The sequence below is a fragment of the Pseudomonas sp. JC1203 genome (assembly GCF_056175065.1).
Genome location: NZ_JBWCAM010000028.1, coordinates 39516 through 63636, shown reverse-complemented (window position 1 = coordinate 63636; position 24121 = coordinate 39516). Strand labels below are relative to the sequence as shown.

Annotated in this window: 22 protein-coding genes and 1 pseudogene; 10 read left to right on the top strand and 13 right to left on the bottom strand. The window is 65.2% G+C overall.

The window, feature by feature from the left end:
- Positions 1–85 precede the first annotated feature (85 nt).
- Both acuR and acuI read left to right on the top strand, forming a co-directional pair.
- Positions 86–733 (top strand): acrylate utilization transcriptional regulator AcuR, encoded by a 648-nt coding sequence (gene acuR / locus AC0SZ7_RS29605; RefSeq protein WP_416424639.1) that lies wholly within the window; start codon positions 86–88, stop codon positions 731–733.
- A 73-nt stretch (positions 734–806) separates the two neighbouring features.
- The gene (acuI, locus tag AC0SZ7_RS29600) at positions 807–1790 is read left to right on the top strand and encodes an acrylyl-CoA reductase (NADPH) (RefSeq protein WP_475507685.1); all 984 of its coding nucleotides are present in this window, start codon (positions 807–809) and stop codon (positions 1788–1790) included.
- A 3-nt stretch (positions 1791–1793) separates the two neighbouring features.
- Here the strand turns inward: acuI and AC0SZ7_RS29595 are convergent, their stop codons facing one another.
- From AC0SZ7_RS29595 to mltA, 3 genes are all read right to left on the bottom strand, one after another.
- A complete protein-coding gene (locus AC0SZ7_RS29595; RefSeq protein ID WP_475507684.1) occupies positions 1794–2009 on the bottom strand; it encodes a hypothetical protein in 216 nt (71 codons plus the stop codon).
- Positions 2010–2092: 83 nt separating this feature from the next.
- Entirely contained in the window at positions 2093–2533 is a 441-nt protein-coding gene (locus AC0SZ7_RS29590; RefSeq protein WP_475507683.1) for a CBS domain-containing protein, read from the bottom strand.
- 150 nt (positions 2534–2683) lie between these two features.
- A complete protein-coding gene (mltA, locus tag AC0SZ7_RS29585) occupies positions 2684–3829 on the bottom strand; it encodes a murein transglycosylase A (RefSeq protein ID WP_475507682.1) in 1146 nt (381 codons plus the stop codon).
- A gap of 123 nt (positions 3830–3952) precedes the next feature.
- Between mltA and AC0SZ7_RS29580 the strand changes: the two genes are divergently transcribed.
- The 4 genes from AC0SZ7_RS29580 to AC0SZ7_RS29565 all read left to right on the top strand — a co-directional run bounded on the left by AC0SZ7_RS29580 (position 3953) and on the right by AC0SZ7_RS29565 (position 9378).
- Positions 3953–6316 carry a DNA polymerase II gene (locus AC0SZ7_RS29580; RefSeq protein WP_475507700.1) on the top strand — a complete coding sequence of 788 codons (2364 nt, stop codon included), beginning with the start codon at positions 3953–3955 and terminating at the stop codon, positions 6314–6316.
- Between the two features lie 85 nt (positions 6317–6401).
- The gene (locus tag AC0SZ7_RS29575; protein ID WP_475507681.1) at positions 6402–7046 is read left to right on the top strand and encodes a ribonuclease T2 family protein; all 645 of its coding nucleotides are present in this window, start codon (positions 6402–6404) and stop codon (positions 7044–7046) included.
- A 131-nt stretch (positions 7047–7177) separates the two neighbouring features.
- Positions 7178–8377 carry an alpha-xenorhabdolysin family binary toxin subunit A gene (locus tag AC0SZ7_RS29570; RefSeq protein ID WP_475507680.1) on the top strand — a complete coding sequence of 400 codons (1200 nt, stop codon included), beginning with the start codon at positions 7178–7180 and terminating at the stop codon, positions 8375–8377.
- Positions 8374–9378, top strand: a complete 1005-nt coding sequence (locus AC0SZ7_RS29565; RefSeq protein WP_475507679.1) for an alpha-xenorhabdolysin family binary toxin subunit B — start codon at positions 8374–8376, stop codon at positions 9376–9378. Before AC0SZ7_RS29570 ends, AC0SZ7_RS29565 begins: the two co-directional genes overlap by 4 nt.
- Positions 9379–9412: 34 nt before the next feature.
- On the opposite strand, the gene AC0SZ7_RS29560 is transcribed toward AC0SZ7_RS29565, so the two are convergent.
- Complete coding sequence (locus tag AC0SZ7_RS29560; protein WP_475507678.1) at positions 9413–10300, bottom strand: hypothetical protein; 888 nt, start codon at positions 10298–10300, stop codon at positions 9413–9415.
- 101 nt (positions 10301–10401) lie between these two features.
- Here AC0SZ7_RS29560 and AC0SZ7_RS29555 point away from each other — a divergent pair, with 101 nt between their 5' ends.
- Positions 10402–12126 (top strand): phospholipase D-like domain-containing protein, encoded by a 1725-nt coding sequence (locus tag AC0SZ7_RS29555; protein WP_475507677.1) that lies wholly within the window; start codon positions 10402–10404, stop codon positions 12124–12126.
- Between the two features lie 66 nt (positions 12127–12192).
- On the opposite strand, the gene mapR is transcribed toward AC0SZ7_RS29555, so the two are convergent.
- The 3 genes from mapR to AC0SZ7_RS29540 all read right to left on the bottom strand — a co-directional run bounded on the left by mapR (position 12193) and on the right by AC0SZ7_RS29540 (position 14724).
- Complete coding sequence (gene mapR / locus AC0SZ7_RS29550) at positions 12193–13602, bottom strand: GntR family transcriptional regulator MpaR (RefSeq protein ID WP_475507676.1); 1410 nt, start codon at positions 13600–13602, stop codon at positions 12193–12195.
- Between the two features lie 85 nt (positions 13603–13687).
- Positions 13688–14479, bottom strand: coding sequence for a type I methionyl aminopeptidase (gene map, locus AC0SZ7_RS29545; protein WP_475507675.1), 792 nt, complete (start codon positions 14477–14479; stop codon positions 13688–13690).
- The gene (locus AC0SZ7_RS29540; protein ID WP_475507674.1) at positions 14476–14724 is read right to left on the bottom strand and encodes a ParD-like family protein; all 249 of its coding nucleotides are present in this window, start codon (positions 14722–14724) and stop codon (positions 14476–14478) included. The genes map and AC0SZ7_RS29540 overlap by 4 nt, the downstream gene beginning before the upstream one ends.
- Positions 14725–14932: 208 nt before the next feature.
- Between AC0SZ7_RS29540 and AC0SZ7_RS29535 the strand changes: the two genes are divergently transcribed.
- Entirely contained in the window at positions 14933–15904 is a 972-nt protein-coding gene (locus AC0SZ7_RS29535; RefSeq protein WP_475507673.1) for a helix-turn-helix transcriptional regulator, read from the top strand.
- 22 nt (positions 15905–15926) lie between these two features.
- On the opposite strand, the gene AC0SZ7_RS29530 is transcribed toward AC0SZ7_RS29535, so the two are convergent.
- The 3 genes from AC0SZ7_RS29530 to AC0SZ7_RS29520 all read right to left on the bottom strand — a co-directional run bounded on the left by AC0SZ7_RS29530 (position 15927) and on the right by AC0SZ7_RS29520 (position 19077).
- Positions 15927–17849, bottom strand: a complete 1923-nt coding sequence (locus AC0SZ7_RS29530) for a tyrosine-protein phosphatase (protein WP_475507672.1) — start codon at positions 17847–17849, stop codon at positions 15927–15929.
- Positions 17850–18016: 167 nt separating this feature from the next.
- Complete coding sequence (locus tag AC0SZ7_RS29525) at positions 18017–18343, bottom strand: hypothetical protein (RefSeq protein ID WP_475507671.1); 327 nt, start codon at positions 18341–18343, stop codon at positions 18017–18019.
- Between the two features lie 98 nt (positions 18344–18441).
- Positions 18442–19077 (bottom strand): LysE family translocator, encoded by a 636-nt coding sequence (locus AC0SZ7_RS29520; RefSeq protein WP_475507670.1) that lies wholly within the window; start codon positions 19075–19077, stop codon positions 18442–18444.
- A gap of 136 nt (positions 19078–19213) precedes the next feature.
- Here AC0SZ7_RS29520 and AC0SZ7_RS29515 point away from each other — a divergent pair.
- A pseudogene (locus AC0SZ7_RS29515) lies at positions 19214–19993 on the top strand (PAS domain-containing protein); the annotation flags it as partial.
- Positions 19973–20533 carry a methyl-accepting chemotaxis protein gene (locus AC0SZ7_RS29510; RefSeq protein ID WP_475507699.1) on the top strand — a complete coding sequence of 187 codons (561 nt, stop codon included), beginning with the start codon at positions 19973–19975 and terminating at the stop codon, positions 20531–20533. The pseudogene AC0SZ7_RS29515 and the gene AC0SZ7_RS29510, both read left to right, overlap by 21 nt.
- Before the next feature lie 97 nt (positions 20534–20630).
- Here AC0SZ7_RS29510 and AC0SZ7_RS29505 read toward each other — a convergent pair whose 3' ends face one another.
- From AC0SZ7_RS29505 to AC0SZ7_RS29495, 3 genes are read right to left on the bottom strand one after another with little or no spacing between them, the layout of a single operon-like run.
- On the bottom strand, positions 20631–21350 hold the full coding sequence (locus AC0SZ7_RS29505) for a UTRA domain-containing protein (RefSeq protein WP_475507513.1): 720 nt from the start codon (positions 21348–21350) through the stop codon (positions 20631–20633).
- Complete coding sequence (pnuC, locus tag AC0SZ7_RS29500) at positions 21347–21937, bottom strand: nicotinamide riboside transporter PnuC (RefSeq protein ID WP_475507512.1); 591 nt, start codon at positions 21935–21937, stop codon at positions 21347–21349. The genes AC0SZ7_RS29505 and pnuC overlap by 4 nt, the downstream gene beginning before the upstream one ends.
- Before the next feature lie 11 nt (positions 21938–21948).
- The gene (locus AC0SZ7_RS29495) at positions 21949–24102 is read right to left on the bottom strand and encodes a TonB-dependent siderophore receptor (protein ID WP_475507511.1); all 2154 of its coding nucleotides are present in this window, start codon (positions 24100–24102) and stop codon (positions 21949–21951) included.
- Positions 24103–24121 lie beyond the last annotated feature (19 nt).

Sequence of the window (24121 nt, the reverse complement as noted above, 5' to 3'; positions counted from 1 at the left end):
GGCGGGACGCAGCCTTCGGCAGCTGCTACGGGTGCGCGTTCGACAATGGTTGACAATCGAGACGGCCAGTCTAATATCGGTGTTCATGACTACGCCAACCCAAGCACCCGTCCCCCGCAGACCCGGCCGCCCCCCCAAGGTGCCTCGCGAGCATTACGACACCCGTGAGCTGCTGGTTCGTTGCGGTACTGAAATCCTCACCGAGCAAGGCTTCAGCGCCACCGGCATCGACATGATCCTCAAACGTGTCGGGGTGCCCAAGGGCTCGTTCTATCACTACTTCGCCAGCAAGGACGCCTTTGGCCGGGCCTTGCTCGACAACTATGCGCAGTACTTCGCCGCCAAGCTGGACCGTTGGCTGCTGGACGAGTCGGTAGCGCCGCTGGAGCGCGTGCTGGCGTTTGCCGAGGACGCGCAGAAGGGCATGGCCAAGCACGAATACCGCCGTGGTTGCCTGGTGGGCAACCTGGGCCAGGAAATCTCGGTGCTGCCCGAGGGCTACCGCGAGGCCATCGACGCGGTGTTCCGGGACTGGCAACAGCGTTTAAGCACCTGCCTCAAGGCCGCCCAGGCCGCCGGTGACCTGCCCAAGGAAGCCGACTGCGACGAGCTGGCGGCGTTTTTCTGGACCGGTTGGGAAGGCGCGGTGTTGCGCGCCCGGCTGGTACGCAGCGCGCAGCCCATGCGCGTGTTCGTCAGCGGCTTCCTGCGCTCGGCGTTTTTCCAGATCTGAGGTTGATCAAGCCGGCGCTGCCGGCTTTTTCAGCGCCATTAAAAGACAATCGGTCTATATAAGGGAGAGCTCCATGTTCAACGCTATCGTGATCGAGAAGGATGAGCAGGGCCAGCGCGCCGCCGTGCAGGCGCTGGGCGAGGCGCAGCTGCCGCCGGGCGATGTCACCGTCGCGGTGGCGTACAGCACGCTCAACTACAAGGATGGCCTGGCCATTACCGGCCAGGGGCCCGTGGTGCGCAGCTTCCCCATGGTGCCGGGCATCGACCTGGTGGGTACCGTGCACAGCAGCCAGCACGCCGACTTCAAGCCTGGCGACGCGGTGCTGCTCAACGGCTGGGGCGTGGGCGAGGGCCATTGGGGTGGCCTGGCGCAGCAGGCACGGCTGGACGGCGACTGGCTGATCCCGCTGCCACAGGGTTTCACGCCCGCCGAGGCCATGGCTATCGGCACTGCCGGCTATACGGCCATGCTGTGTGTGATTGCCCTGGAGCGCCATGGCGTCACCCCGGAAAAAGGCGAGGTGCTGGTGACCGGCGCCAACGGCGGGGTCGGCAGTTTTGCCATCGCCCTGTTGGCCAAGCTGGGCTACAAGGTGGTGGCGTCCACCGGCCGCAGCAGCGAGCATGACTACCTCAAGCGCCTGGGCGCCAGCGAGGTCATCGACCGTGCCAGCCTGTCGGCGCCGGGCAAGCCGCTGGGCAAGGAACGCTGGGCTGGCGCGGTAGACTCGGTGGGCAGCCACACCCTGGCCAACGTCTGCGCCAGCACCCGCTACCACGGCGCGGTGGCCGCGTGCGGCCTGGCCCAGGGCATGGATTTCCCAGGCTCGGTGGCACCGTTTATTCTGCGTGGGGTGGCATTGCTGGGCATCGACAGCGTCAAGCGGCCCAAGGCCGACCGTATCGAAGCCTGGGACCGCCTGGCCCGCGACCTGGACCGCGAGCTGTTGCCCTTGATCAGCCGTGAAATCGGCTTGAGCGAGGCGGTGGAAGTGGCCAGTCAGTTGCTGGCCGGCACCGTGCGTGGGCGCGTGGTGGTTGACGTCAACCGCTGACTATCAGCGCTTGCCCATCGAGCGACGCGTGCCGTTGGGCGCGCGGCCCGGGGTCTTGTCGTGGTTGGACTTGCCGGCGCCCGGGTAGGTGGCGGCTTTTTTCGCGGCGGCGAAGGCGCCTGGCTTGAACGGGAAGCTGAACGCAGGCACGGCGGGCTGGCTGTCGCTGCCGGTTTCTTCGGGCAGGGCGGGGGCAGGGGGTTGTTGGTCGACAGACATGTTGAAACTCCGGGCGTGCAAGGTAGTGTCCGGGGCCGTCCCCGGGAGCCGCGCAGTATACCTGCGCGGCTGCGCGGGCGCGCCTACTCGCCGCGAATATATTGCTCCAGCTGGCGGATAAGGTCGGCCTGTTCGGCGATGGCTTCCTTGACCAGGTCGCCGATGGACAGCAGCCCCACCAATTGGCCGTCCACCACCACTGGCAGGTGGCGCAGGTGGCCGTCGGTCATCATGTTCATGCAGGCGTCGATGTTCTTGTGGGTATCGACGGTCACCACCTTGGCGCTCATGATGTCGCGCACCGGCGTGCCCACTGACGAACGTCCCTCCAGCACCACCTTGCGGGCGTAGTCGCGTTCACTGACGATGCCCACCACGGCGCCGTCCTTGACCACCGGCAGGGCACCGACGTTTTTCTCGGCCATCAGGCGCAAGGCCTCGACCACCATCTGGTCGGGGCCGATGGTGTGCACCTGCTGGTTCTGCTGGGCCTTGAGCTTGAGTAATTCGGCAACGGTCTTCATCACAGCCTCTGCGGTTCTGGTTATACGCACAGCGTAGCAGCAACTGACTTGTGGGAGCTGGCTTGCCAGCGAGCTTTTATGGCCCCAACAGCTCGCTGGCAAGCCAGCTCCCACAGGATGTAGCAGCCGAAGGCTGCGTCCGGGTGCGGGCTATTGCAGCTTCGGCGGTTGCGCACCCTTGGGCCACAGCAGCCAGATCTGCCCTTGCTGCTTCATGTTGCCCGCCAGTTCGCCGGCCTTGTCGCCGGTGCCCCAGAACAGGTCTGCACGCACTTCGCCGGCGATGGCGCCGCCGGTGTCCTGGGCGGCCACCGGGCGCACGATGGTCTTGCCGTCGGGGCTGGTGGTGTTCAGCCACAGCAGGCTGCCCAGCGGGATTACCTTGCGGTCGATGGCCACGCTGTAGCCTGCGGTCAGCGGCACGTTCAGCGAGCCGCGCGGGCCTTCGTTGCTGTCCGGGCGGGTGGAGAAGAACACGTAGCTGGGGTTGCTGGCCAGCAGCTCCGGCACCCGCGCAGGGTTGGCGGTGGCCCAGTCGCGGATCTTACCCATGCTGACTTCCTCCTTCTTCAGCAGGCCCTGTTCCACCAGCCAACGGCCCACCGGCTTGTAGGGCCAGCCGTTCTGGTCGGCATAACCGATGCGCAGCTGGCGGCCGCTGTCCAGCTGGATGCGGCCCGAGCCCTGGATCTGCAGGAATTGCAGGTCCATGGGGTTGGTCAACCAGGCCAGGGTGGGGGCGTTGATCGGCTTCTGGTTGATGGCGGAAGCGTCGTCATAGGGGCGCAGCACGTGACCGTCCAGGCGCCCGCGCAGGCGCTTGCCCTTGAGCTCGGGGTAGATGCTGTCCAGCGCCACCACGATCAGGTCATCGGGCACGCCCAGCACCGGCACCGTGTGCTGGTCGTCGCGCTCAAGGCTGCCGGGGTACACCGGCTCGTAATAGCCGGTGATCAGGCCGCGGTCCTGGTCCTGGCCCGAACGCAGGCTGTAGACCTGCAATTGGCTCTGCAGGAAGGCACGCACGTCAGCCGGTTGCGCCGGCACCTGGGCGGCGGCCGCGCAGGTGGCGCCCCAGGTGGGGTCTTTGGCCAGGCGTTTGCAGGCCGAGTTCCAGGCGGTATAACCGGCCATCAGGTCGGCGTCGCTGACCGCCGGCAGGGCGCTCCAGTCGACACTGATATAGGTGGTGGGCGGCGGTGGCTTGGGCTTGCCGAAGTCGCAGCCGGCCAGCAGCGCCAGCACACCGGTGGCGGCCAGCAGCAGGCGTGGCCATTTGATCGCTGAAGTCTTCACTCAGGGGGTGTCCGCAATACGAGTGGAAAGGGGCGTAGCTTGGGCAAAGGCGGGCGCGGCGTCAAATCGTCGGGCAAGCAGGTATAATGGATGTTTATCCAGCGGTTCGACGAGGTCAGTGCAGTGCATGTCCAGCAAGGTTTTATCCTGACCCGCCATTGGCGCGACACGCCGGCGGGAACGGAGGTCGAGTTCTGGCTCGCCACCGACGCTGGGCCCCGCCACGTGCGCCTGCCTGTGCAGCCCTCGGTGGCCTTCGTGCCGGCCGAGCACGCCGAACGGGCCCAGGCGCTGGTGGCCGCGCAGGCTGGCGCCGAGCTGCGGCCACTGGCGCTGCAGGACTTCCACCACCGCCCGGTGCAGGGCCTGTACTGCCAGCAGTACCGCCACCTGCTGGACCTGGAAAAAAGCCTGCGGCGCAACGGTATCGACGTTTATGAAGCCGATATCCGCCCGCCCGAACGCTACCTGATGGAGCGCTTCATCAATGCCCCGGCCAGCATCACCGGGCGCGACGACGGCAGTGGCCTGCTGCTGGACGCCCAGTTGAAGCCGGCGCCCGGCTACCGCCCCAACCTCAAGCTGCTGTCGCTGGACATCGAGACCACCGAGCATGGCGAGCTTTACTGCATTGGCCTGCAGGGTTGCGGCCAGCGCCAGGTGTACATGTTGGGCCCGGCCAATGGCGACGCCTCGGGCCTGGACTTCGACCTGCAGTACTGCGAGTCGCGGGTAGCGCTGCTGGAATGCCTGAACCAGTGGATGGCCGACCATGACCCCGACGCCATCATCGGCTGGAACGTGGTGCAGTTCGACCTGCGCGTGCTGCACGAACAGGCCCGCCGCCACGGCGTGCAGCTGCGCCTGGGGCGCAACGGTGGCGAACTGCTGTGGCGCGAACACGGCAGCGGCAACGGGCATTACTTTGCCAGCGCCGCCGGCCGGCTGATCATCGACGGCATCGAGGCGCTGCGCCAGGCCACCTGGAGTTTCCCCTCGTTCAGCCTGGAAAACGTCGCGCAAACGCTGCTGGGCGAGGGCAAGGACATTTCCACGCCGTACCAGCGCATGGACGAGATCAACCGCCTGTTCGCCGAGGACAAGCCGGCGCTGGCACGCTACAACCTCAAGGACTGCGAGCTGGTGCTGGGCATCTTCGACAAGACCCGCATCATGGACTTCCTGCTCGAACGCGCTACGGTCACCGGCCTGCCCGCTGACCAGAGCGGCGGCTCGGTGGCGGCGTTCACCCACCTGTACCTGCCTTTGATGCACCGCCAGGGCTTCGTCGCCCCCAACCTGGGCGAGCGCCCACCCCAGGCCAGCCCCGGCGGCTTCGTCATGGACTCGCGGCCGGGCCTGTACGAGTCGGTGCTGGTGCTGGACTACAAGAGCCTGTACCCGTCGATCATTCGCAGCTTTCTGATCGACCCCATCGGCCTCGTCGAAGGCCTGCGCCAGCCCGACGTCGAATACTCGGTGCCCGGCTTCCTCGGCGCGCGTTTCTCGCGCACGCGCCATTGCCTGCCGGCCATCGTGCGCACTGTGTGGCAGGGGCGGGAAGCGGCAAAAGCACAGCACAACCAACCGCTGTCGCAGGCGCTGAAAATCATCATGAACGCCTTTTATGGCGTGCTCGGCTCCAGTGGCTGCCGCTTCTTCGACCCGCGCCTGGCTTCGTCGATCACCCTGCGTGGCCACCAGATCATGCAGCGCACCCGCCAGTTGGTCGAAGCACAAGGCTATGAAGTCATCTACGGCGACACTGACTCGACGTTCGTCTGGCTCAAGCGCGCCCACGGCCAGCAGGAGGCGGCCGATATCGGCCGCGGGCTGGTGGCTCACGTCAACGATTTCTGGCGCACGCACCTGCATGAGGAGTACGGCCTGGAAAGCGCCCTGGAACTGCAGTTCGAGACCCATTACAGCCGCTTTCTTATGCCGACCATTCGCGGTGCCGAGGAGGGGAGCAAGAAACGTTACGCAGGCCTTGTGCGGCGTGCCGACGGCAGTGACGAAATGATCTACAAGGGCCTGGAGGTGGTGCGTACCGACTGGTCGCCGTTGGCGCGGGGGTTCCAGCAAGAGCTCTACGAGCGTATTTTCCACCACCGCCCGTATCAGGATTACGTGCGCGACGTGGTGCAGCGCACCCTGGCCGGCGAGCTGGACGCCCAGTTGGTGTACCGCAAGCGCCTGCGCCGGCCACTGGACGACTATGAACGCAATGTGCCGCCCCACGTGCGCGCAGCGCGCCTGGCCGACGAGTTCAATGCCCGCCATGGCCGGCCATTGCAGTACCAGCGTGGTGGTTGGATCAGCTACGTCATCACCCTGGCCGGGCCGCAGCCGCTGGAGGCCATTGATGCGGCCATCGACTACGACCACTACATCAGCCGCCAACTGCAGCCGGTAGCGGACGGCATCCTGCCGTTCGTGGACGACGATTTTGCCACGTTGATTGGCGGGCAGATGGGTTTGTTCTAGCGTTGCCTTGCGGCACAAGTTCCTAATTATCTACCACCATCACAACCCCTAACCTTGTTCGCGCACCTCAACGGAGAACCACCCCATGACCAGGATCGCCGCGCTAGCCTTGATGCTGCTGTGCACCCTCGGCACCGCACAGGCCCGCCAGAACACCCAGCCCCGGGGTGAGGCAGGTGTGTTCGATTATTATTTGCTGAGCCTGTCCTGGTCGCCGACCTTCTGCCTCACCCACGGCAACAACGAACAGTGCAGCGGCAAGGGCTACGGTTTCGTCCTGCACGGCCTGTGGCCGCAATACCAGGCCGGTGGCTGGCCACAGCGTTGCGAACCGGTGACACCGTTGACGGCAGCCCAGCGCGACAAGGGCGCCACGCTGTTCCCCAGCCGCCAGTTGCTGGCCCACGAATGGGAGCGTCATGGTACCTGCAGCGGCCTGGATGCCGCCGCCTACCTGGGCACCGCCGACAAGGCCTTGGGGCAGGTCAAGGTGCCGGCGCAATTGCAGCCGTCGGAAACCACCCAGACATTCGCGCCCCGGCTGATCGTCGATCTGTTCCGCCAGGCCAACCCTGGCATGCCGGCCGACGGCGTGGTGGTGCGGTGCAGTGGCCCGCAATTGGCCGAAGTGAAAGTGTGCCTGGGCAAGGACCTTGGCTTCGTTTCCTGCGGGCGCGGCGTGAAGATGCAATGCGCGCAGGATGAAGTCAGGGTGCCGGGTATTCGCTAAGCCTTATCCGAACGCCAGCAAGGAGCTGTTTCGCCGGCTGTACAGGTTCCCGGTTATCGCACTTCGCATGACGCCGTAAGGTGGGTTTGTCGCTGCAGCGGCATAACGTTCATGTGGAGTGAGGTAGACCAATGGAATTGGTAAAAATTGAGGCAGACCAATTGAGCGAGGCGGCCAAGACACTACCGTCGACGTTCTTGAACCTGGCCGCAAACAGTCAGCCAGGCGGCCGGGGCTCGGGGTTGCTGGTTACCCGTGATGATATTTTCAAGATCAAGCGTTATGAGCGCCTCGGCTTGTCACTGCCAGACACCGAGGAGGAGCTTGAGCAAATGCTGGGCGTCGGCAAGACGGGCCTCAAGGGGCTTGAACCGGACGATATCCTGGTGTTGTACGGAACCGTCTACGCCCACGCCAATAGTTGGTCGGCCATCGAACAGCAAATCAAGTTGGTGAACACTAACCTGGGAATCTTCGCCCAGGAATTCGTGACCAGTGGTACTCGCATGCTTGAGGCCCTGGACAAAATGGATTGGCTGGACCCCTTCGAAACCGCTATTCGTGACCTGACGCCGGAGGAAATCGAGGGTTTTGGATCGGAGCTGCTGTCCCCGGCAGACCACAAGGCAAAGAATAAGCTGCAAATTATCCTGCGCCGGGTTCGCAGGTCCGTGGGCGAACAACAGCGTGTTGTCGAAGAAGTACAGAGCAGAGTTGGCCGCTTTTCCGACGGCTTGAGCAAACGATTGATTCCTGCAGTCAATGCGAAAATCGAGCTGGCCCGCAGCCATGGCCTGGCAGGCAAGATCGAGGGCCTGGATAAGGACATCAAGCGCCTTGCTGTCGATATCCAGGCTAAGCGGGAAGAGTATCAACAACTGGTTATCTACATTTTGGCAGGCTTCGTGGCAGGCGGTTTTGGTGCCGCGGTCATGGGCGCCATTTTCGGCGCGGATGCGGAAAAAGTCCGCGCGGAACGCAATAGCCTGATTGAGGAACGCGACGGGAAAATTGCCGAGACTAGACAAAAGGCGCCCATGATCCAGGCGGTCGGCAGCCTGCTGGGTTATCTGGAACATTTGGAGTTGACGTTGTCCGACGCCTTGTCGGGTGCGCAAAACCTGCGCAGCCTATGGGATGTCTTGGACGCCTGGATGGATAACGCCGACACGAAATTGAAGTCGATCAAAAACCGAACATCCATGGCGGAGTTTGCGCTGGAGTTGTCGTTGGTACTTGACCCCTGGAAACAGATCAAGCAGCAATCGAATGAACTGGCCGTCACCTTCAATCGCGCCATCAATGACTGGAACAGCGGGGCTAAAATATGAACGTCTCTTTTATCACAACGGTTGAGTCGGCACCCGATATTGATGTTGGAAAAATAAAGGACCTGTTCAAGTCCATTCGCGAAGGCTCTGGCTCGTTGGATGTCGAGTTTGATTTGAACTTGCACGAGTCGGTGGAATCGTTGTTTATCAGCAGTGTTTCGTCAGGCGATGAACTTCGCTCGGGGCTGGTGACGCTGCTGGCCTTGTTGCAGAGCAACAGCCTTAAAACCACCCTGCAATCGTGGCTGGACCAGGCGCATGCGCGCAGCACCCCGGAAAAACGTGAGCGTGCGGTTGAGGTGGTCTGGCAGCACATAAACCGGGAGGTCAATAACTACCGGGCCTCAATGGAGCACCTGTCCGCTTTGGTAACCGAATGTGCTGGCAACCTGGAGCGTGTGAACCTCAGCGCGCGGGCCAACGTGTTGAGCGTGCGGCTGAAAGCGGACATCAGCACCCTCGGTGAAACCAGTGCGAAGAAAATAGTCGAACAGGCGCAGTTGCTCGCCGATATCGCGTTGCTGGATGAGACAATCGATGCGTTGGACAAATTAGGTTGGACAGACTTGCGCATGATCCTGCCCACCGAAGCAGAGCTGGCAGTTGTGGTCGCCGACCCCACCAAGGTAGCGGCGATCATGGTGGGCATCAATCGGCTTGGAAAACTGCTTGAAATAGTTGGCGGCGCCATGGCGTTTCGAGACGCGATTCGCAAGCGCGATGAGCTGCGGATGGATCGCGACAGGCTGGAGGCCACCATTCAATACCAGGCTACAACCCAGCAAGAACATGTGCGGCGTGAGGGCTGCGTGCGTGCGGTGCTGAACCTGCATTACCAGAAGCAGGCCTTGCGCCGCGAACTGCTACGAGTGCCCGCGGTGCTCGAGCACTTCGGCCTGCAGATGATGCTGAACCAGGACGCACGTGATTTCGCCGCGCTGGTCAAGGTGGCAGACGAGTGCGCTGCTTTTGTGAGTTCAGCGTACGCGCAGCTACGCTGATTGCAAGTGGGCGATGAACGGTGCGCTGGTCGCATCAGGGCGCCAACAGCCGCCGCGCCGGCTCCGCCCCGAACACGCAGCTCACGTCATGCCCGCAGCCAGGCACCACCACCAACGGTGCCTGTTGGCTGCGGGCATAGGCTTGTGCGCGCTCCAGCCGGTACGGGCCCTGGGCCTGGGCCGCGCAGGAGCGGTCCAGCACTGAGTAGGCGGTGCCCTTGCCGGTGCCGGTGTCCAGGCCGCCGACCAGGTAATGCACTTCGGCAGCCGCATACTGCCGTTGCGCGCTGGCGGCATTCCCGGGCAACCAGCCGGGCAAGGCGTCAGTGCCATATTTCCACTGGTTCAGCGCGGGGCAATCCTTTGTCGGGAAAGGCCGTTCGGCGGTGAAGTACAGCCAACTTCCCGGGTCGGCCACCACGTACCGCAGCCCCGGCTGTGGCGCGGCGAAACCGATGTAGTGCTGCACCAACTGCGCCCCTGCGGAAAAGCCCGCCACCGTGATGATCTGCACCTGCGGCCACTGCTGGTGCACCTGCGCGATCAGCGCGTCCATGGCCTTGAACGCCGTGACCTGCGGCGCATTCAGCGCCGGCTCGCCCTGGGCCCAACCGCCGCAGCTCCACACCAGGTCGCCGGGTTGCGCATCAGGCTCATCGCCCCGGCATTTGCCCGAACGCGCCGCGAACAACGGCGCAATCACCAACCCGTCGGGGCTTGCCGCCGTGCCGGCGTCAAAGGTCGCCTTGGCATCATGGTGAAAGCCATGCACCACAATCAGCGCCGAACGCGCCTGGGCGTTGGCTGCCTGCGAGGCGTAGTAGTGCAACTGGCCCTGGCCGGGCACGGGCGTCACGCTGAGCCATTGGCTGGCGTGGGCAAAGGCGGGCAGGGCGAACAGCAGGGCGAGCCAGTGGCGCATGGTGGGCACTCGTCGAGGGGCGTGCGCAGGTTATCACCTGGCTATGCCGCGCTGGATGAATCTGGCAACCTGCAGGCCCCGCAGCCGAAGGAACGCAGGCCATGCCCACGGATTTTCAAGTCAGCGGCGCCAATGACGCCGCCCTGTTCAGCCTCAAACTGCACCGCAGCGAAGGCATGCTGCTGTTGGCCATGAACTGGAAAAATGGCCCGCCACCGGCGGACTTCGTCGGCTTCGGCATTGAATACAAGGAGCCGGGCGGCGACCGTTTCTACGCCCTCAACAACCGCCTGACATTCCCCACCGCCGACAGCAGCGTGCCCACCACGGCGCTGTCGAGCCTGTTGTCGCCGATCCAGAAATTTCGCTGGGTGCATTTCCCGCGCAACGCCGGGCTGGCCGGCGCCTTCACCTACCGGGTGACCCCGGTGTTCATGAACGCCCAGGACCAGCTCAGCTACGGCGAAGCTCAAAGTGGCGACATCGAACTGCAGCGCGACACCTGGCCGGGCCAGCTCAACGTTACCTTTACCCGTGGCTACGTGTCGTCCCAGGCGTTTGCCGAGCGCTACGGCAAGAACGATCGCAACCTGACCACGTTGCTGCCGCGCAAGGCTGACGACGGCCTGGCATTCGTACCCAGCAACCCTGACGCAAGCGCTGCGCTTGCGTGGATGGGCTTCGAGGCGCGCGAGGCGATTTTGGCGGTGCTGGACCAGGCGGTCGCCGACAGCGGCGCCAAGGTGCAGGTGATTGCCTACGACCTCAACGAGCCCAACATAGTGGAACGCCTGGAAAAGCTGGGCAGCCGCCTGCAGATCATCATCGACGACAGCAGCGACCACGGTGCCGGCGATTCCGCCGAAACCCTGGCGGCCACGCGGCTCACCCAGGCGGGCGCCACGGTTAGGCGTGAACACATGGCCAGCCTGCAGCACAACAAGGTCATTCTGCTGGACGGCACGGCGCAGCAAACCGTGGTGTGCGGTTCCACCAATTTCAGCTGGCGCGGGCTGTACGTGCAGGCCAACAACGCCCTGGTGCTGCAAGGGCAGACCGCCTTGGGCTTGTTCCAGGCCGCCTTCGCGCAATATTGGGCCAGCAGTTCGGCCAAGGACTTCGGCGCCCAGGCGCCAGCCCAGTGGCACAGCCTGGGCCTGGATAACATCGACGCCCAGGTGACGTTCTCGCCCCACGCCCTGGACAACGCCGCGCTGGCCGGGGTGGGCAGCGACATCGCCAGCACCGGCTCCAGCCTGCTGTTCTCGCTGGCCTTCCTGTACCAGACCAACGGGCCCATCCAGGCGGCGATCAAGCAGGTGGCGGCCAACCCCCGGGTGTTCGTCTACGGCATCTCCGACCGGCGCATGCAGCAAGGCCTGGACGTGCTGCTACCGGGCGGCGAGAGCGCGATTCTGCACGCGGCGGCGCTGAACAAGAACATTCCCGCGCCGTTCCAGTCCGAGCCCACCGGGCTGATCGGTGGCGCCGGGGTGCGCTTGCACCACAAGTTCGTGGTCATCGACTTCGACAAGCCCAGCGCGCGGGTGTACATGGGCTCCTACAACTTTGCCGATGCGGCCGACCGCAGTAATGGTGAGAACCTGCTGGTGATCCGCGACCGCCGTGTGGCCGTGGCCTACATGGTGGAGGCCGTGCGGTTGCTGGACCACTACCATTTTCGCGTGGCCCAGGAAGGCGCCGCCGCCGGCACGCGCAAGGCGCTGACCTTGCAGCGCCCGCCACGGCTGGCCGGTGAAGCTGCGTGGTGGCAGGAAGATTACAGTGACGCCCGCAAGATCCAGGACCGCGAGGTGTTTGCCTGATGCGTCGTGGGGGGGGCGGGACGCGGCCTTTGGCCGCTGCTATGGGGATTCGCGGCGTCCGGGGCGTCAGAAGGACGCTATGATGCGGCCCAGCATCGCCATCGCGTCCTCGTTGCGCTTGTCCCACGGCTGCCCATGGTTCAAGCGTGCGCAGTGGCTGAACCCGCGCGTGGCGGAAAATATCGGCCCCGGGGCAATGCTGATGCCCTGGGCCAACGCCAGTTGGAACAACTGCAGCGCGTCCACTTTCTCGGGAAACTCGAACCACAGGAAATACCCGCCATCGGGCCGCGTCACGCGCGTGCTTTCGGGGAAGTGCCGCGCCGCCGAGGCCAGCATCGCGCTCTGCTGCATCTCCAGGTTGTGCCGCAGCTTGCGCAGGTGGCGGTCGTAGCCGCCATGCTGCAAGTAGTCGGCGATGGCCGCCTGTGCCGGCACCGAGGGGGAAATCGTGGTCATCAGTTTCAGCCGGCTGATCTGCTGGGCGAAGCGCCCGCCGGCCACCCAGCCCACCCGGTAGCCAGGCGCAAGGCTCTTGGAAAACGAGCCGCAGTGCATCACCAGGCCTTCGCGGTCCAGGCGCTTCACCGGCTGCTGCGGCTGCGGGCCATAGTGCAGTTCGCTGTACACGTCGTCCTCGATCAGCGGCACCTGGTGGCGCTGCAGCAGGCCATACAAGGCCTCCTTGGCCGGCCCCGGCAGGCTCGCGCCCAGCGGGTTCTGCAGGCTGCTCATGAACCAGCAGGCCTTGATGGGCAGGCGTTGCAGGCGGTCTTCCAGCACGGCCAGGTCGACGCCTTCACGCGGATGCACCGGGATCTCGACCGCTTTCAGCTTCAAGCGCTCCAGCACCTGCAAGGTGGCGTAGAACGCCGGCGACTCAATGGCCACCAGGTCGCCGGGCTGGGTCACCGATTGCAGGCACAGGTTCAGCGCTTCCATGGCGCCGTTGGTGATCACCAGTTCATCCATGGCCAGGTGCACCCCACTGAGCATGTAGCGCAGGGCAATTTGCCGGCGCAGGTCGGGGTTGCCGGCGGTCATGTCGGCGATCACCGCCTGGGGCGCCATGTCGCGCACGGTGCGGGCCATGGAGCGGGCCAGGCGTTGCAGGGGGTACAGGTGCGGGCTGGGGAAGGCCGAGCCAAATGGCACGGTGTTCGGGTCCTTGAGCGAGCCCAGCACCGAGAACACCAGTTCGCTGACGTCGACATCGGTGCTGTCAGCCTGGCGGTTGGCAATCGCGGGTTCGGTCAGCGGCCGCGCCTGCTGCTCGCGCACAAAATACCCCGAACGCGGCCGCGCCTGGATCAGGCCGCGGTCTTCCAGCAGGTAATAGGCTTGAAACACGGTTGAAGGGCTGACCACGAACGTACGGCTGGCGGTGCGCACCGACGGCACTTTCTCACCGGCCTTGAGTACGCCTGTGCGGATCATCAGGGCAATTTCGTCAGCAAGCTGTTCGTAGCGTTTCATGGCGGGCCGGTGCGGGGGAGAGGGGCACCAGCATGGCGCCAAATCTGCTCGCATACCAGCGGCAGATTCGGCGCAAAACAGCGGCTCAGACGATAGCGTCGTAGTCGCCGAAGGGTTCCGGCCACGGCGTCAGGATCTCGAAGCCGTCATCGGTCACCACCACCATGTGTTCCCACTGCGCCGACCAGGAGCGGTCGCGGGTCAGCACCGTCCAGCCATCGGCCAGGGTGTGGGTGCCGCGCTTGCCGGCGTTGAGCATCGGCTCGACGGTGAAGATCATGCCCTTCACCAGCTTCATGCCCTGGCCCTTCATGCCGTAGTGCAGCACCTGCGGCTCGTCGTGGTAGACCTTGCCGATGCCATGCCCGCAGTACTCGCGCACGACGCTGAAGCCGGCGCCTTCGGCCACGGTCTGGATGGCATGGCCGATGTCGCCCAGGTGCGCACCCGGGCGCACCTGGCGAATGCCGGCGCACATGGCTTCATACGTAATACGTACCAGGCGCTGGGCCTCGGCATCGACATTGCCTACCAGGTACATGCGGCTGGTGTCGCCAAACCAGCCATCCTTGATCACCGCCACGTCGATATTGAGGATATCGCCGTCGGCCAGCACCTTGCCGTTGGGAATGCCGTGGCAGATCACCTCGTTGGGCGAGGCACAGATGGTCTTGGGGAAACCGTGGTAACCGATGTTGGCCGGCTTGGCCTTCTGCACGTTGACGATGTAGTCGTGGCAGATGCGGTCCAGCTCATCGGTGGTCACGCCCGGCTTCACGTGCGGGGCGATCATGTGCAGTACATCGGCTGCCAGCTTGCCGGCGATGCGCGATTGTTCGATATCGGCGGCGGTGTTGAGGGTGACTTTCTTGCTCATTGTGCGTTCCCGGCCAGTTGGCGTTGGTCCATGCAGGTCGCGACCGTCTGCAGGTCGAAGCCGCCGGCCTGTTCGGCGCGGATCAGCAATTGCGTGAGTTCATTGTGGGGCAGGTGTGGGTGCAGTTCGGCCAGCATGCCGATGCGCATCCAGTGTTCGGCCTGGGCGTTGATGGAGCGGCTCAGGGCGTTGGAGGTAATGCGCAGGTTCTCGTGCATCACGTCAGAGATTTTCACGATGCCCATGGGGAAAGGGTCCGTATATGAAGTGCATATGGAACGTATGGTATCTGCCTCGCCCAGGAAATGCCAGCGCCCACGCCCTGTAGCAGCGGCCGCCAGGCCGCGTCCTGGCCCCAATGCCGGTCATGTACCTGTCATGTTTCATTGCTAGCGTTGCGCGCGGCCGTCTGTACCGCCGCCAATACAACAATGAAACATCAGGAAGCCCGCCATGCACCCCACCCTTGCGCGCAAGCAGTTCATCATCCGCTCGGACGCCATGGGCAGCGACGAATTTGGCGCGCTGTTCAGCCGGGTGTTCGGCGACCTGTACGCCGACGTCCCGCGTTTCGGCCAGCTGATGGGCGTGGCCGGGGTGTATGGCCGCTACGAAGGCGTGAGCTTCCGGCGCATGAGCTACCGCGGCGACTTCACCGTGCAGATACCCGACCTGAACGACGAGATCACCTTTGTCATCCCCACCGCCGGGAAGATCATCTTCAACATTGGTGATGACGCCGTGGGCCGGCCCGAGGTGGGCCTGGCGGTGGAAAAAAGTGCGGTGCGCTCGGTGACCTTTGTCGACGGCCATGGCCAGCACGGCATCTCGGTGCGGCGCGGGCTGTTCACCCAGCGCCTGACGACGTTGCTGGGGCGGCCCGTGCAGCAGAAAATCCAGTTCGAACCGGTGGTGGACCTCAACCGCCCCGCCTTCAAGGGCATTCGCGCGCTGGTGGATTTCGCCACCGGCGCCGAGCTGGACGCACTGATGAGCGCCAGTGTGCTGATGCCCACGCGCTTGCAGGAAATGCTGGTGGACGCGCTGCTGGAAGGTTGGCCGCACACCTACAGCGAAGCGCTGCAGCGGCCGGGGCCGAGCATTGCACCCCGCCACGTGCGCCTGGCCATGGAGTACATTCAGGAGCACCCGCACTGCCTGGTCAGCGGCACGGAATTGGCGCAGCTGAGCAACGTCAGCCTGCGCGCGTTGCAGGAAGGGTTTCGGCGGTTCATGGGCACCTCGATCGTCGCCTATCAGCGCCAGGTGCGGTTGGAGCGGGCGTACCAGGCGTTGCGCCAAGGGCCGGTGGCATCGGTGACCGAACTTGCCCTGGGGCTGGGTTTCTCCAACGTCGGGCGCTTCTGCCAGTACTTCCAGAGCGCCTACGGCGTTACCCCCCAGGACGTGCGCAAAGGCCGGTAGCGCTGGCTACCGGCCCCTTGCATCAGAAGCGGTAACTGGCCTTCAGGCTGCCGCTGGCCCCCTGGCTGTCGCCACCGCTGACGGCGCCCACTTCGGCGCCGAGGCTGACGTTGCCCAGGCTGGCGGTCAGGTTCACGGCGCCGCTGTACAGGTCGCGAGTGGCGAACGCGGCGCGCTGGTCTACGTCAAAGCCGAGGATGCTCGCCGAACTGTCGACATGGGCGTTGCCCAGCACATGCTCGTAGCCCACCTGCACACCCGGCACCAGGCTCCAGCCGCCGCTGATGCCGATTGGCGTCAACGCTGCCTTGAGGTTGGCGAAGGCGCTGCGGCGGGTTTGCTGGTTGCTGTCGACGTCCAGCGCCAGGTCGCTGCCTTTCTCGTCGAAACCGGCCAGGTTCAGGTGGCTGATGCGCACCCCGGCGCTGGGTTCCAGGGTGACCGCGCTGATCGGCAGGCGGTAGCCCAGGGCCAGGCTGGCGGCGCTGAGGGTGCCGTGGGTGTCGCCCTTGGTCGAGCCCAGGCCGCCGCCCAGTTGGCGCTTGCTGTCGTAGTCGACATAGCCGGTGCTGGCGTCGGCGGCCACGAACAGGCCGTGGTCCAGGCTGTCGGCGGCCAGGCGCGCGCCGGCGGAGAGGAAGGTGTAGTCGGTGGTCACGTCGCCGCCCGCGCCACCTACGCTACCGTGGCTGTAGCCGAAGCTGGCGTGGCCGCTGAGCTGCTCGCTGAAGCGTTGGGTGAGGCCGACCATGGTGCCCTGGGTGTGCTCGTTGCTGCTGTCGGCGTGGGCCGAGCCGTCGGTGCCCAGGTAGCCGGCCAGGCCTGCGGTCCACAGGCTGCGCTGGCCGACCTTGAGGTCGGTGCCGCTGGTGTAGGGCGCTGCGGCGGCGTCGATCAAGGCGTTCTGGCGCAGCAGGTAGGCAGCGGCATCGGCGTGCACCTGGCCGCCGATGGTGTTCTGCACGCCGCTCAGGGTGCCGGCGTCGATGGCTGCCTGCAGGTAGTAGTTGTAGTCGGTGTAGGCGCCCGACAGGCTGCCGTTCTGCAGGCGTTGCAGCAGCAGCGCGCCAGCGGCGGCGTTGCCCACCATGGCGTCCTGGCCGGGCAGGCTGTTGTAGTACACCATCTTGCCGCGCAGCACGTAGATGGTGGCCTGCGACAGGCCCAGGCCTTCCTTGAGGTAATTGTCCATGCTGCCGTACAGCGCGGTGATCTCGTCGAGGCCTGCCTGCAGGTAGCTGGCGTCCACGGTCAGCAGCGGCTCGTAGATGGCCGCCATGCTTGACGGCAGCGCCGCCAGGGTCGCGGCCACGCGGGTGGCGGTGTAGTCGTTGGTGGCCAGGTAGTTGGCCATGATGGTGGCGCTGTCGACGCCGGCGATGCTCAGCAGCACGGCGGCGGTCCAGCCGGTGCGGTCCTTGCCGGCGGTGCAGTTGAACAGCGCGGCGCCGTCGGTGGACGCCAGGTCGTTGAACAGCGTCGCGAACTGGCTGCGCATGCCGGCATCGCTGACGAACGCACGGTTGGTGTCCTGCATCATGGCCACGGCTGCGGCGGCGCTGGTGACCGACACGGTGGTGATGTCGGCGCCGGAGGTGGCGCTGCCGATGATGTCGATGTTGGTGTAGGTGGCGCCGGTCAGTGGCGAGTCCGGGGTGGCGGCGATCTCGCTGGCGGTGCGCAGGTCATACACCGCGGTAATGCCCAGGGTGTTGAGGGTGGCGATGTCGGCCGCCGAGCCCGACAGCGCGTTGGAACGGTAGAACACCCCCGAGCGCATGGTGCCGTCGTTGGCGGTGGTGTAGGCGGTGGTGGTGCCGGCGATGTCGCGGAAGTTGTCGATGGTCGACAGGATCGGCGTATCGAGGGCGTAGGTCTCGGCGGCCTGCGCGGCGGAGATGGACAGACTCAACACAGACAGCGAAAACACAATGCGGTGCAACACGGTGTAGCTCCTTGGATACAAGTCAAGGTGGCTACTATCGGTATCGCCGGGGACGCGATTGTGACAAGTTCAGGTACGTTGCGAATGGCAGCGCGATGTGTCCGTGGCGTGCGCGAAGTGTCTGTGGGGAGCCCGGACGCGGCTTTTGGCCGCGTCAGGCGCGTCGCTTACCAGCGGCCATAACCCCGGCCATGGTCGTAACCGTAGCCGTAACCGTCATGGCGGTAGTGACCGCCATAACCATAGTAGTAAGGACGCGGGGCCACCGGTACATACGTCACTGGCTGGTACACCGGCTGGTAATAACCCTGCTGGTACGCCGGGCGGTAATAGTGTTCATGGTACGACGGGCCACTCAGCGCGCCGGCGACGACTGCGCCTACCACGGCCCCGGCGATGACGGGCACGACCACGTTGCGCTCACCTGCGCTGGCGGTACCGGCGGCAATCAGGCAACCGGACAGGATCAGGGCTTGGGTCATCTTCGAAATCATGGGTGTCTCCTCAGGCGGATATGGGTTCGCCATGGAGCTATGAAACAACGGATTCGTGTCAGCGGACGTCTACATTTCGTAAAGGTTACGTAAACCTCTCAACGGCGGCTTTCCAGTGCCATGCGTACCGCCAGCCCCGCCAGCACGGTGCCCATCAGCCAGCGCTGCAGCGTCTGCCACAGCGGCCGGCCACCCAGGAATACCGCGATGCTGCCTGCCGTCAACGCGATCAGGCCGTTGACGCTGACGCTGATGACGATCTGCGTGGCGCCCAGCACCAGCGACTGGCCCAGCACGCTGCCATGCCCCACGGGGCTGATGAACTGCGGCAGCAGCGACAGGTACATCACCGCGATCTTGGGGTTCAGCAGGTTGGTCACAAGGCCCATGGCGAACAGCCGGCGTGGGCTGTCGGCGTGCAGGTCGCGCACCTGGAACGGCGAGCGGCCGCCCGGTTTCACCGCCTGCCAGGCCAGGTACAGCAGGTACAGGGCACCGCCCAGGCGCAGGGTGTCGTAGGCGAACGGCACGGCCATCAGCAGGGCGGTGATGCCCAGCGCGGCGCACAGCATGTACACCACGAACCCCAGCGCCACGCCGCCCAGCGAGATCAGCCCGGCCTTGCGGCCCTGGCAGATGGAGCGCGAAATCAGGTAGACCATGTTGGGCCCGGGGGTGAGCACCATGCCCAATGAAATCAGGGCGAAGGCCAGCCAATGGGTGAGTTCGGGCACGCTGCACTCCAACGGGAAAAGGGCGGGCGGAAAGGATCCGATTTATTGTCGGACAATGCCACTATTTTAACTCAAGCGGTTCATTTTCAAGCCGATAGTGGTGCCACGAGCAAATGAGCCCTGGAACCCGGTCATCATGATGTTTAACAAGCGGTTGAAAGAAGAGTTGGCGCGCCTGCGCGAGAAGCTGTCCTCCATGGAGCAGGTGCAACGTAGCCTGGACAGCGAGATGCTGGTGCTGACGCTTGACCCCCAAGGCAGGGTTCTTTACACCAACGCCAATTTCGACAAGGAACTGGGCCACCGCCGCGAGCAGCTCAGCGGCCGCGCCCTGGTGGACCTGGTGCCCAACGACGCCCGCGCCACCGAGCATTTCAACCGCATGAAAGCGGCCATCCAGTCCGGCGCCCACTGGGCCGGGGCCTTGCAGCTGATGCGCGGCGACAGTGGCGAAGCCTGGTTGCGCGCGATCGTGCAGCCGGTGCGCAACAGCGAAGGCAAAGTCATTCATTGCGAGGTGTACGCCAATGACCTCACGCGTACCATCGAGACTTCCCGCGAGCACCAGAACCTGATCGACGCCTTGCAGCGTTCCACCGCAGTGATCGAATTCGACCTGGACGGCAATGTGCAGGTGGCCAACAGCCGCTTCCTCAGCGGCATGGGGTACCGCCTGGAGCAGGTGCAGGGCAAGCACCACCGCATGTTCTGCGAGCCTGAAGAGTACAACTCGGCCCAGTACCAGGCGTTCTGGGACACCCTGCGCCGTGGCGAATTCGTCGCCGACCGCTTCAAGCGTATCGACAGCGCCGGCCGCGTGGTGTGGCTGGAAGCCTCCTACAACCCCATCGCCGACGTGCAGGGCCGCCTGTACAAAGTGGTGAAGTTCGCCACGGTGATCACCGACCTGGTCAACCGTGAGCAGGCCGTGGCGCAGGCGGCGGACATCGCCTACAGCACCTCGGAAGACACCGACGCGGCCGCGCGCCGGGGCAGCGGCGTGGTGCAGGACACCGTCGAGGTGATGCGCCAGCTGGCGACGCAGATGCAGGCGGCCGCAGACGGCATCGCCGCCCTGGACCAGCAGTCCCAGGTGATTGGCACCATCATCAAGAGCATCAGCAGCATTGCCGACCAGACCAACCTGCTGGCGCTGAACGCCGCCATCGAGGCGGCGCGGGCGGGTGAGCAGGGCCGTGGTTTTGCCGTGGTGGCCGATGAAGTGCGCCAGCTGGCCTCACGCACCAGCACCGCCACCGACGAGATTGTCACGGTGGTGCTGCAGAACCAGCAGCTGGCGGCGCAAGCGGTGCAGGTCATCGAGCAGGGCAAGCGCCAGGCCGAACAGGGCCTGGCCCTGGCGGCGCAGTCGGGCGAGGTGATTGCCGAGATCCAGGATGGCGCGCGCAAGGTGGTGGATGCGGTGGGGCAGTTCAGCAGTCAGTTGAGCCACTGATTACCGCACGGGGCCCGGACGCGGCCTGCGGCCGCTGCTACAGGGTTGTGGTGCGCCCCGAACCCGTAGCAGCGGCCGCAGGCCGCGTCCGGTGGGCTCACCCCCCCACCGCCAACGTCACTTCCACCGCGTCGGGGCGCCAGAACTCGCGGTCCAGCTCCACCACGCTGCCGTCCTCGTCATAGCACAGCCGCTCCAGGTACAAACCGCTGGAGCCGCTGGCGATTTCCAGCCGCTCGCTTTGCTGCTCGTCCAGCAGGCAAGGCTTGAGGCTGATCTGGCTGCGCGCCTGCCGGCGGCCGTAGTGCTCGCGCAGCAGGGTGGTCAGCGAGCCGTCCAGGCGGTGGTCGAGTAAACCTGGGCACCAGCTGGGGTTCAGCACGTTGGTCTCCAGCAACACCGGGCGGCCGTCTACCCAGCGCCGTCGCTGCAACTGGAACACCGGCTCGCCGGGCGCCAGTTGCATGCGCTGGGCCAGCCAGGCATCGGCTGGGCGCAGTTCGGCCAGCAGGCACTCGGTGCGCGGCTCGCGGCCCTGGGCGCTGACGTACTCCATGAAACTGGTAATGCGCGTGGGGTCGTAGCGGATGGGCACGGGGGACACGAACCAGCCACGCCGATGGCCGCGGTACAACGCACCCTGGGCTTCCAGGCGCTGCAGCGCCTGGCGCAACGTGACGCGGGTGCAGCCGAACTGCTCGGCCATGTCGCGCTCGGTGGCCAGGCGCGCGCCCGGCGCCAGGCGGCCGCTGGCGATGTCCTCGGCCAACTGGTCGCCAATGCGCAAATACTGGGACTGGGCAGGGCGGATGCTCATGCCACAGCCTGTAGCGCGGCTTCATGGGGCTGCTGCGCCAGGTCACGCTGCCAGGCGCGCAGGCCGTAAACCGCCAGCACGATGAAGCCGGCGTACAGCACCGCCGTCAACGGCAGGCCCTTGTAGTAATACAGGCCGGTGTACACCACATCCAGGGCGATCCACAGCCACCAGTTGGCGACGAACTTGCGCGCCGCCCAGTAGCTGGCCACCAGGCTGTAGCCGGTGAGGGTAGCGTCCAGCCACGGCACGGCGGCGTCGGTGAAGTGCGCCATGGCGGTGCCCAGCAGCACCGACAGCACGGCGCCTGCGGCCAGGCTCAGCAGCGCCACGCGCGCCGGCAACGGCTCGATGCGCACCTTGCCCTGGGCCAGGCGCCCGGTGCGCCAGCGCCACCAGCCGTAACCCTGCAGGCCGGCGAACAGCAGCTGCAGCAGCATGTCCGAGTACAGCTTCACGTCGTAGAAAATCCACACGTACAGCAGCACGGCCACCACGCCCACGGGCCAGCACCAGGGGGTGCGGCGGGCGGTCAGCCACACGCCGATGACGTTGACGATGACCGCGAGTATTTCCAGGTTCGACATGGTTATTGCCCTTAGAAGTTGACGGTGGCGGACAGCCGCGCGGTGCGCGGGGCGCCCAGGAACAGGTAGTCGTCGCCGGCGTATTCGCCCACGTCGCGCCAGTAACGCTTGTCGAACAGGTTGTCGATGCTCAGGCGAAAGACCGTATCGTACCCTTCGATGCGCGTGGTGTAGCGGCTGCCGGCGTTGAATACCGCGTAATCGCCGACCTGCACCGTGCCTTCGCGGTTCGCGTACTTCTTGCCGCTGTACTGCACGCCGCCCAACAGTGCCAGGCCGTCGATGCCCGGCACGCTGTAGTCACCGTAGAAACTGGCGCGCAGGGTGGGCACGTTGATCGCCTGGTGGCCTTCATAGGCGTCGACGCCGCTGTCGACAACCCGCGCGCGGGTGGCGGCGACGCTGGCGTTGAGCTGCAGGCGGTCGGTGGCGCGGCCGCTGGCGGTGAGCTCAAGGCCGATGTTCTTCTGCTTGCCCTGCTGCACGTAGGTGAAGGTGCCGTCGCCGTTGGGCCGCGAGAACTGGTAGCCCTGGGTGATCTGGAACAATGCCGCGCCCAGGCTCAGGCGTTGCCAGTCCTGCTTGATGCCCACTTCCAGTTGCCGAGACAGGGTCGGCGCCAGGGTCTCGCCGGCGTTGCTGGCAAACCACGACGCCTCGCTACCCAGGGACAGGCCCTTGCTGTAGCGGGTGTACAGCGACAGGTCGTCGGTGGGCTTGTAGACCACCGCCAGGTTGGGCAGGAACTCCCACATTTGCGTGTGGCGCGTGGTGTCGCCGTCGGCGTCGAAGGCCTTTTCATCCAGGCGCACCTCGCGGCCACCCAGCACCAGCTGCCACTGCTCGTTGAGGTGCAGGCGGTCGTTGATGAACAGGCCGTACTGGCGGCTGTCCAGGTGGCGGTAGGTGTGGCTTGGCTCGCTTGAAGAGGGGGCCGAGGCTTGGGGGCCGGAGTAGATATTACCGCTGCCCACCGGGTCATTGACGGCGTCGCGCTGGTCCACCGTGCGGCGGAACGCGCTGACGCCCACGTCCAATTCGTTGCGCAGGCCGAAGGTGTTGAACTCGCCGCTCAGCGAGGCCTCGGCCTCGTCGTTGCGGCGGGTGTCGTCGGGGTTGCGGTAGTCGTAGATGTCGTAGTCGCCGGTGCTACTGAAATGGCTGAGCACAGAGCCGTTGTCGCAGTTGTTGCCAGAGCAGCCATAGGGGAAGGCGCTGTAGTCGTCGATGATCACGCGGCTGCGCGACAGGCTCAGTTGCGCGCTCCAGTCATCGGTCAATTGGTAGCGGTAGCGGCCTTCCATGTTCAGCGAGGTGATGCCCACCGGGTTCGACCAGCTCTGGTAGCCCAGCAGGTCGTGCGGGTCGGCGTGGTGGGGCACCTCGGTGCCGCCCAGCAACTGGTAGCCGGGCACCGAGCGTTGTTCGCGGTGCTGGTATTCGATGTCCAGTTGCAGGCTGGAGCGCGGGTCGATGTTCCAGTCGAAGGCCACCGAGCCGAAGTCGCGGCTGCCGTCGGCGTGGTCGACGTAGGAACGAATGTCCTCGTGGGCGAGGTTGGTACGAATGCCGAACTGCTGCTCGCTGCCGAACCAGGTGCCCAGGTCGGTGGCCAGGTAACGGCCGCCTTGCTCGTCGGTGGACACGGTGACAGCGCGCACGTCGGTGGGGCGCTTGGTCTGGTAATTGATGACGCCGCCCGGCTCGCTGACACCGCTTTGCAGGCCGGCCAGGCCCTTGAGCACTTCCACCTGCTCCTTGTTTTCCAGGGCCACGTTCTGCTCGCCGGTGATGGTGCGGCCGTTGATCTTGTAGCTGCTGGCAGCGTTCAGGGAAAAACCGCGCACCACGAAGTTCTCGTAGTAGCCGATGGGCGCGTAGCTGTCGCCCACGGCGGCGTCGTTGCGCAGTACTTCGCTGAGCAGGCGCGCTTGCTGGTCTTGCAGCAATTGCGTGTTGAACACCGACACCGCGGCAGGCGTGTCCAGCAGCGGGGTGTCGCCCAAGCCCGTGACCGAGGCGTGGTTGGCCCGGTAGCTGTCAGGCGCATCACCGACCACGGTAACGGCGCTCAGCGTGGTGGGTTCTTCCGCGGCCACCCACGGCGAGGCGAGTGCAATACTCGTCGCCAGCACGCGGGCCCGGAAGGGAATAGGGGGAAACATGGGGCAGCTCCTTGTCGCA

Excerpts from the sequence above, each read along its gene's own strand:
- acuR (WP_416424639.1), top strand. The coding sequence starts at position 86 with ATGACTACGCCAACCCAAGCACCCGTCCCCCGCAGACCCGGCCGCCCC.
- acuI (WP_475507685.1), top strand. The coding sequence starts at position 807 with ATGTTCAACGCTATCGTGATCGAGAAGGATGAGCAGGGCCAGCGCGCC.
- AC0SZ7_RS29595 (WP_475507684.1), bottom strand. The coding sequence starts at position 2,009 with ATGTCTGTCGACCAACAACCCCCTGCCCCCGCCCTGCCCGAAGAAACC.
- AC0SZ7_RS29590 (WP_475507683.1), bottom strand. The coding sequence starts at position 2,533 with ATGAAGACCGTTGCCGAATTACTCAAGCTCAAGGCCCAGCAGAACCAG.
- AC0SZ7_RS29575 (WP_475507681.1), top strand. The coding sequence starts at position 6,402 with ATGACCAGGATCGCCGCGCTAGCCTTGATGCTGCTGTGCACCCTCGGC.
- AC0SZ7_RS29570 (WP_475507680.1), top strand. The coding sequence starts at position 7,178 with ATGGAATTGGTAAAAATTGAGGCAGACCAATTGAGCGAGGCGGCCAAG.
- AC0SZ7_RS29565 (WP_475507679.1), top strand. The coding sequence starts at position 8,374 with ATGAACGTCTCTTTTATCACAACGGTTGAGTCGGCACCCGATATTGAT.
- AC0SZ7_RS29560 (WP_475507678.1), bottom strand. The coding sequence starts at position 10,300 with ATGCGCCACTGGCTCGCCCTGCTGTTCGCCCTGCCCGCCTTTGCCCAC.
- AC0SZ7_RS29555 (WP_475507677.1), top strand. The coding sequence starts at position 10,402 with ATGCCCACGGATTTTCAAGTCAGCGGCGCCAATGACGCCGCCCTGTTC.
- mapR (WP_475507676.1), bottom strand. The coding sequence starts at position 13,602 with ATGAAACGCTACGAACAGCTTGCTGACGAAATTGCCCTGATGATCCGC.
- map (WP_475507675.1), bottom strand. The coding sequence starts at position 14,479 with ATGAGCAAGAAAGTCACCCTCAACACCGCCGCCGATATCGAACAATCG.
- AC0SZ7_RS29540 (WP_475507674.1), bottom strand. The coding sequence starts at position 14,724 with ATGGGCATCGTGAAAATCTCTGACGTGATGCACGAGAACCTGCGCATT.
- AC0SZ7_RS29535 (WP_475507673.1), top strand. The coding sequence starts at position 14,933 with ATGCACCCCACCCTTGCGCGCAAGCAGTTCATCATCCGCTCGGACGCC.
- AC0SZ7_RS29525 (WP_475507671.1), bottom strand. The coding sequence starts at position 18,343 with ATGATTTCGAAGATGACCCAAGCCCTGATCCTGTCCGGTTGCCTGATT.
- AC0SZ7_RS29505 (WP_475507513.1), bottom strand. The coding sequence starts at position 21,350 with ATGAGCATCCGCCCTGCCCAGTCCCAGTATTTGCGCATTGGCGACCAG.
- pnuC (WP_475507512.1), bottom strand. The coding sequence starts at position 21,937 with ATGTCGAACCTGGAAATACTCGCGGTCATCGTCAACGTCATCGGCGTG.
- AC0SZ7_RS29495 (WP_475507511.1), bottom strand. The coding sequence starts at position 24,102 with ATGTTTCCCCCTATTCCCTTCCGGGCCCGCGTGCTGGCGACGAGTATT.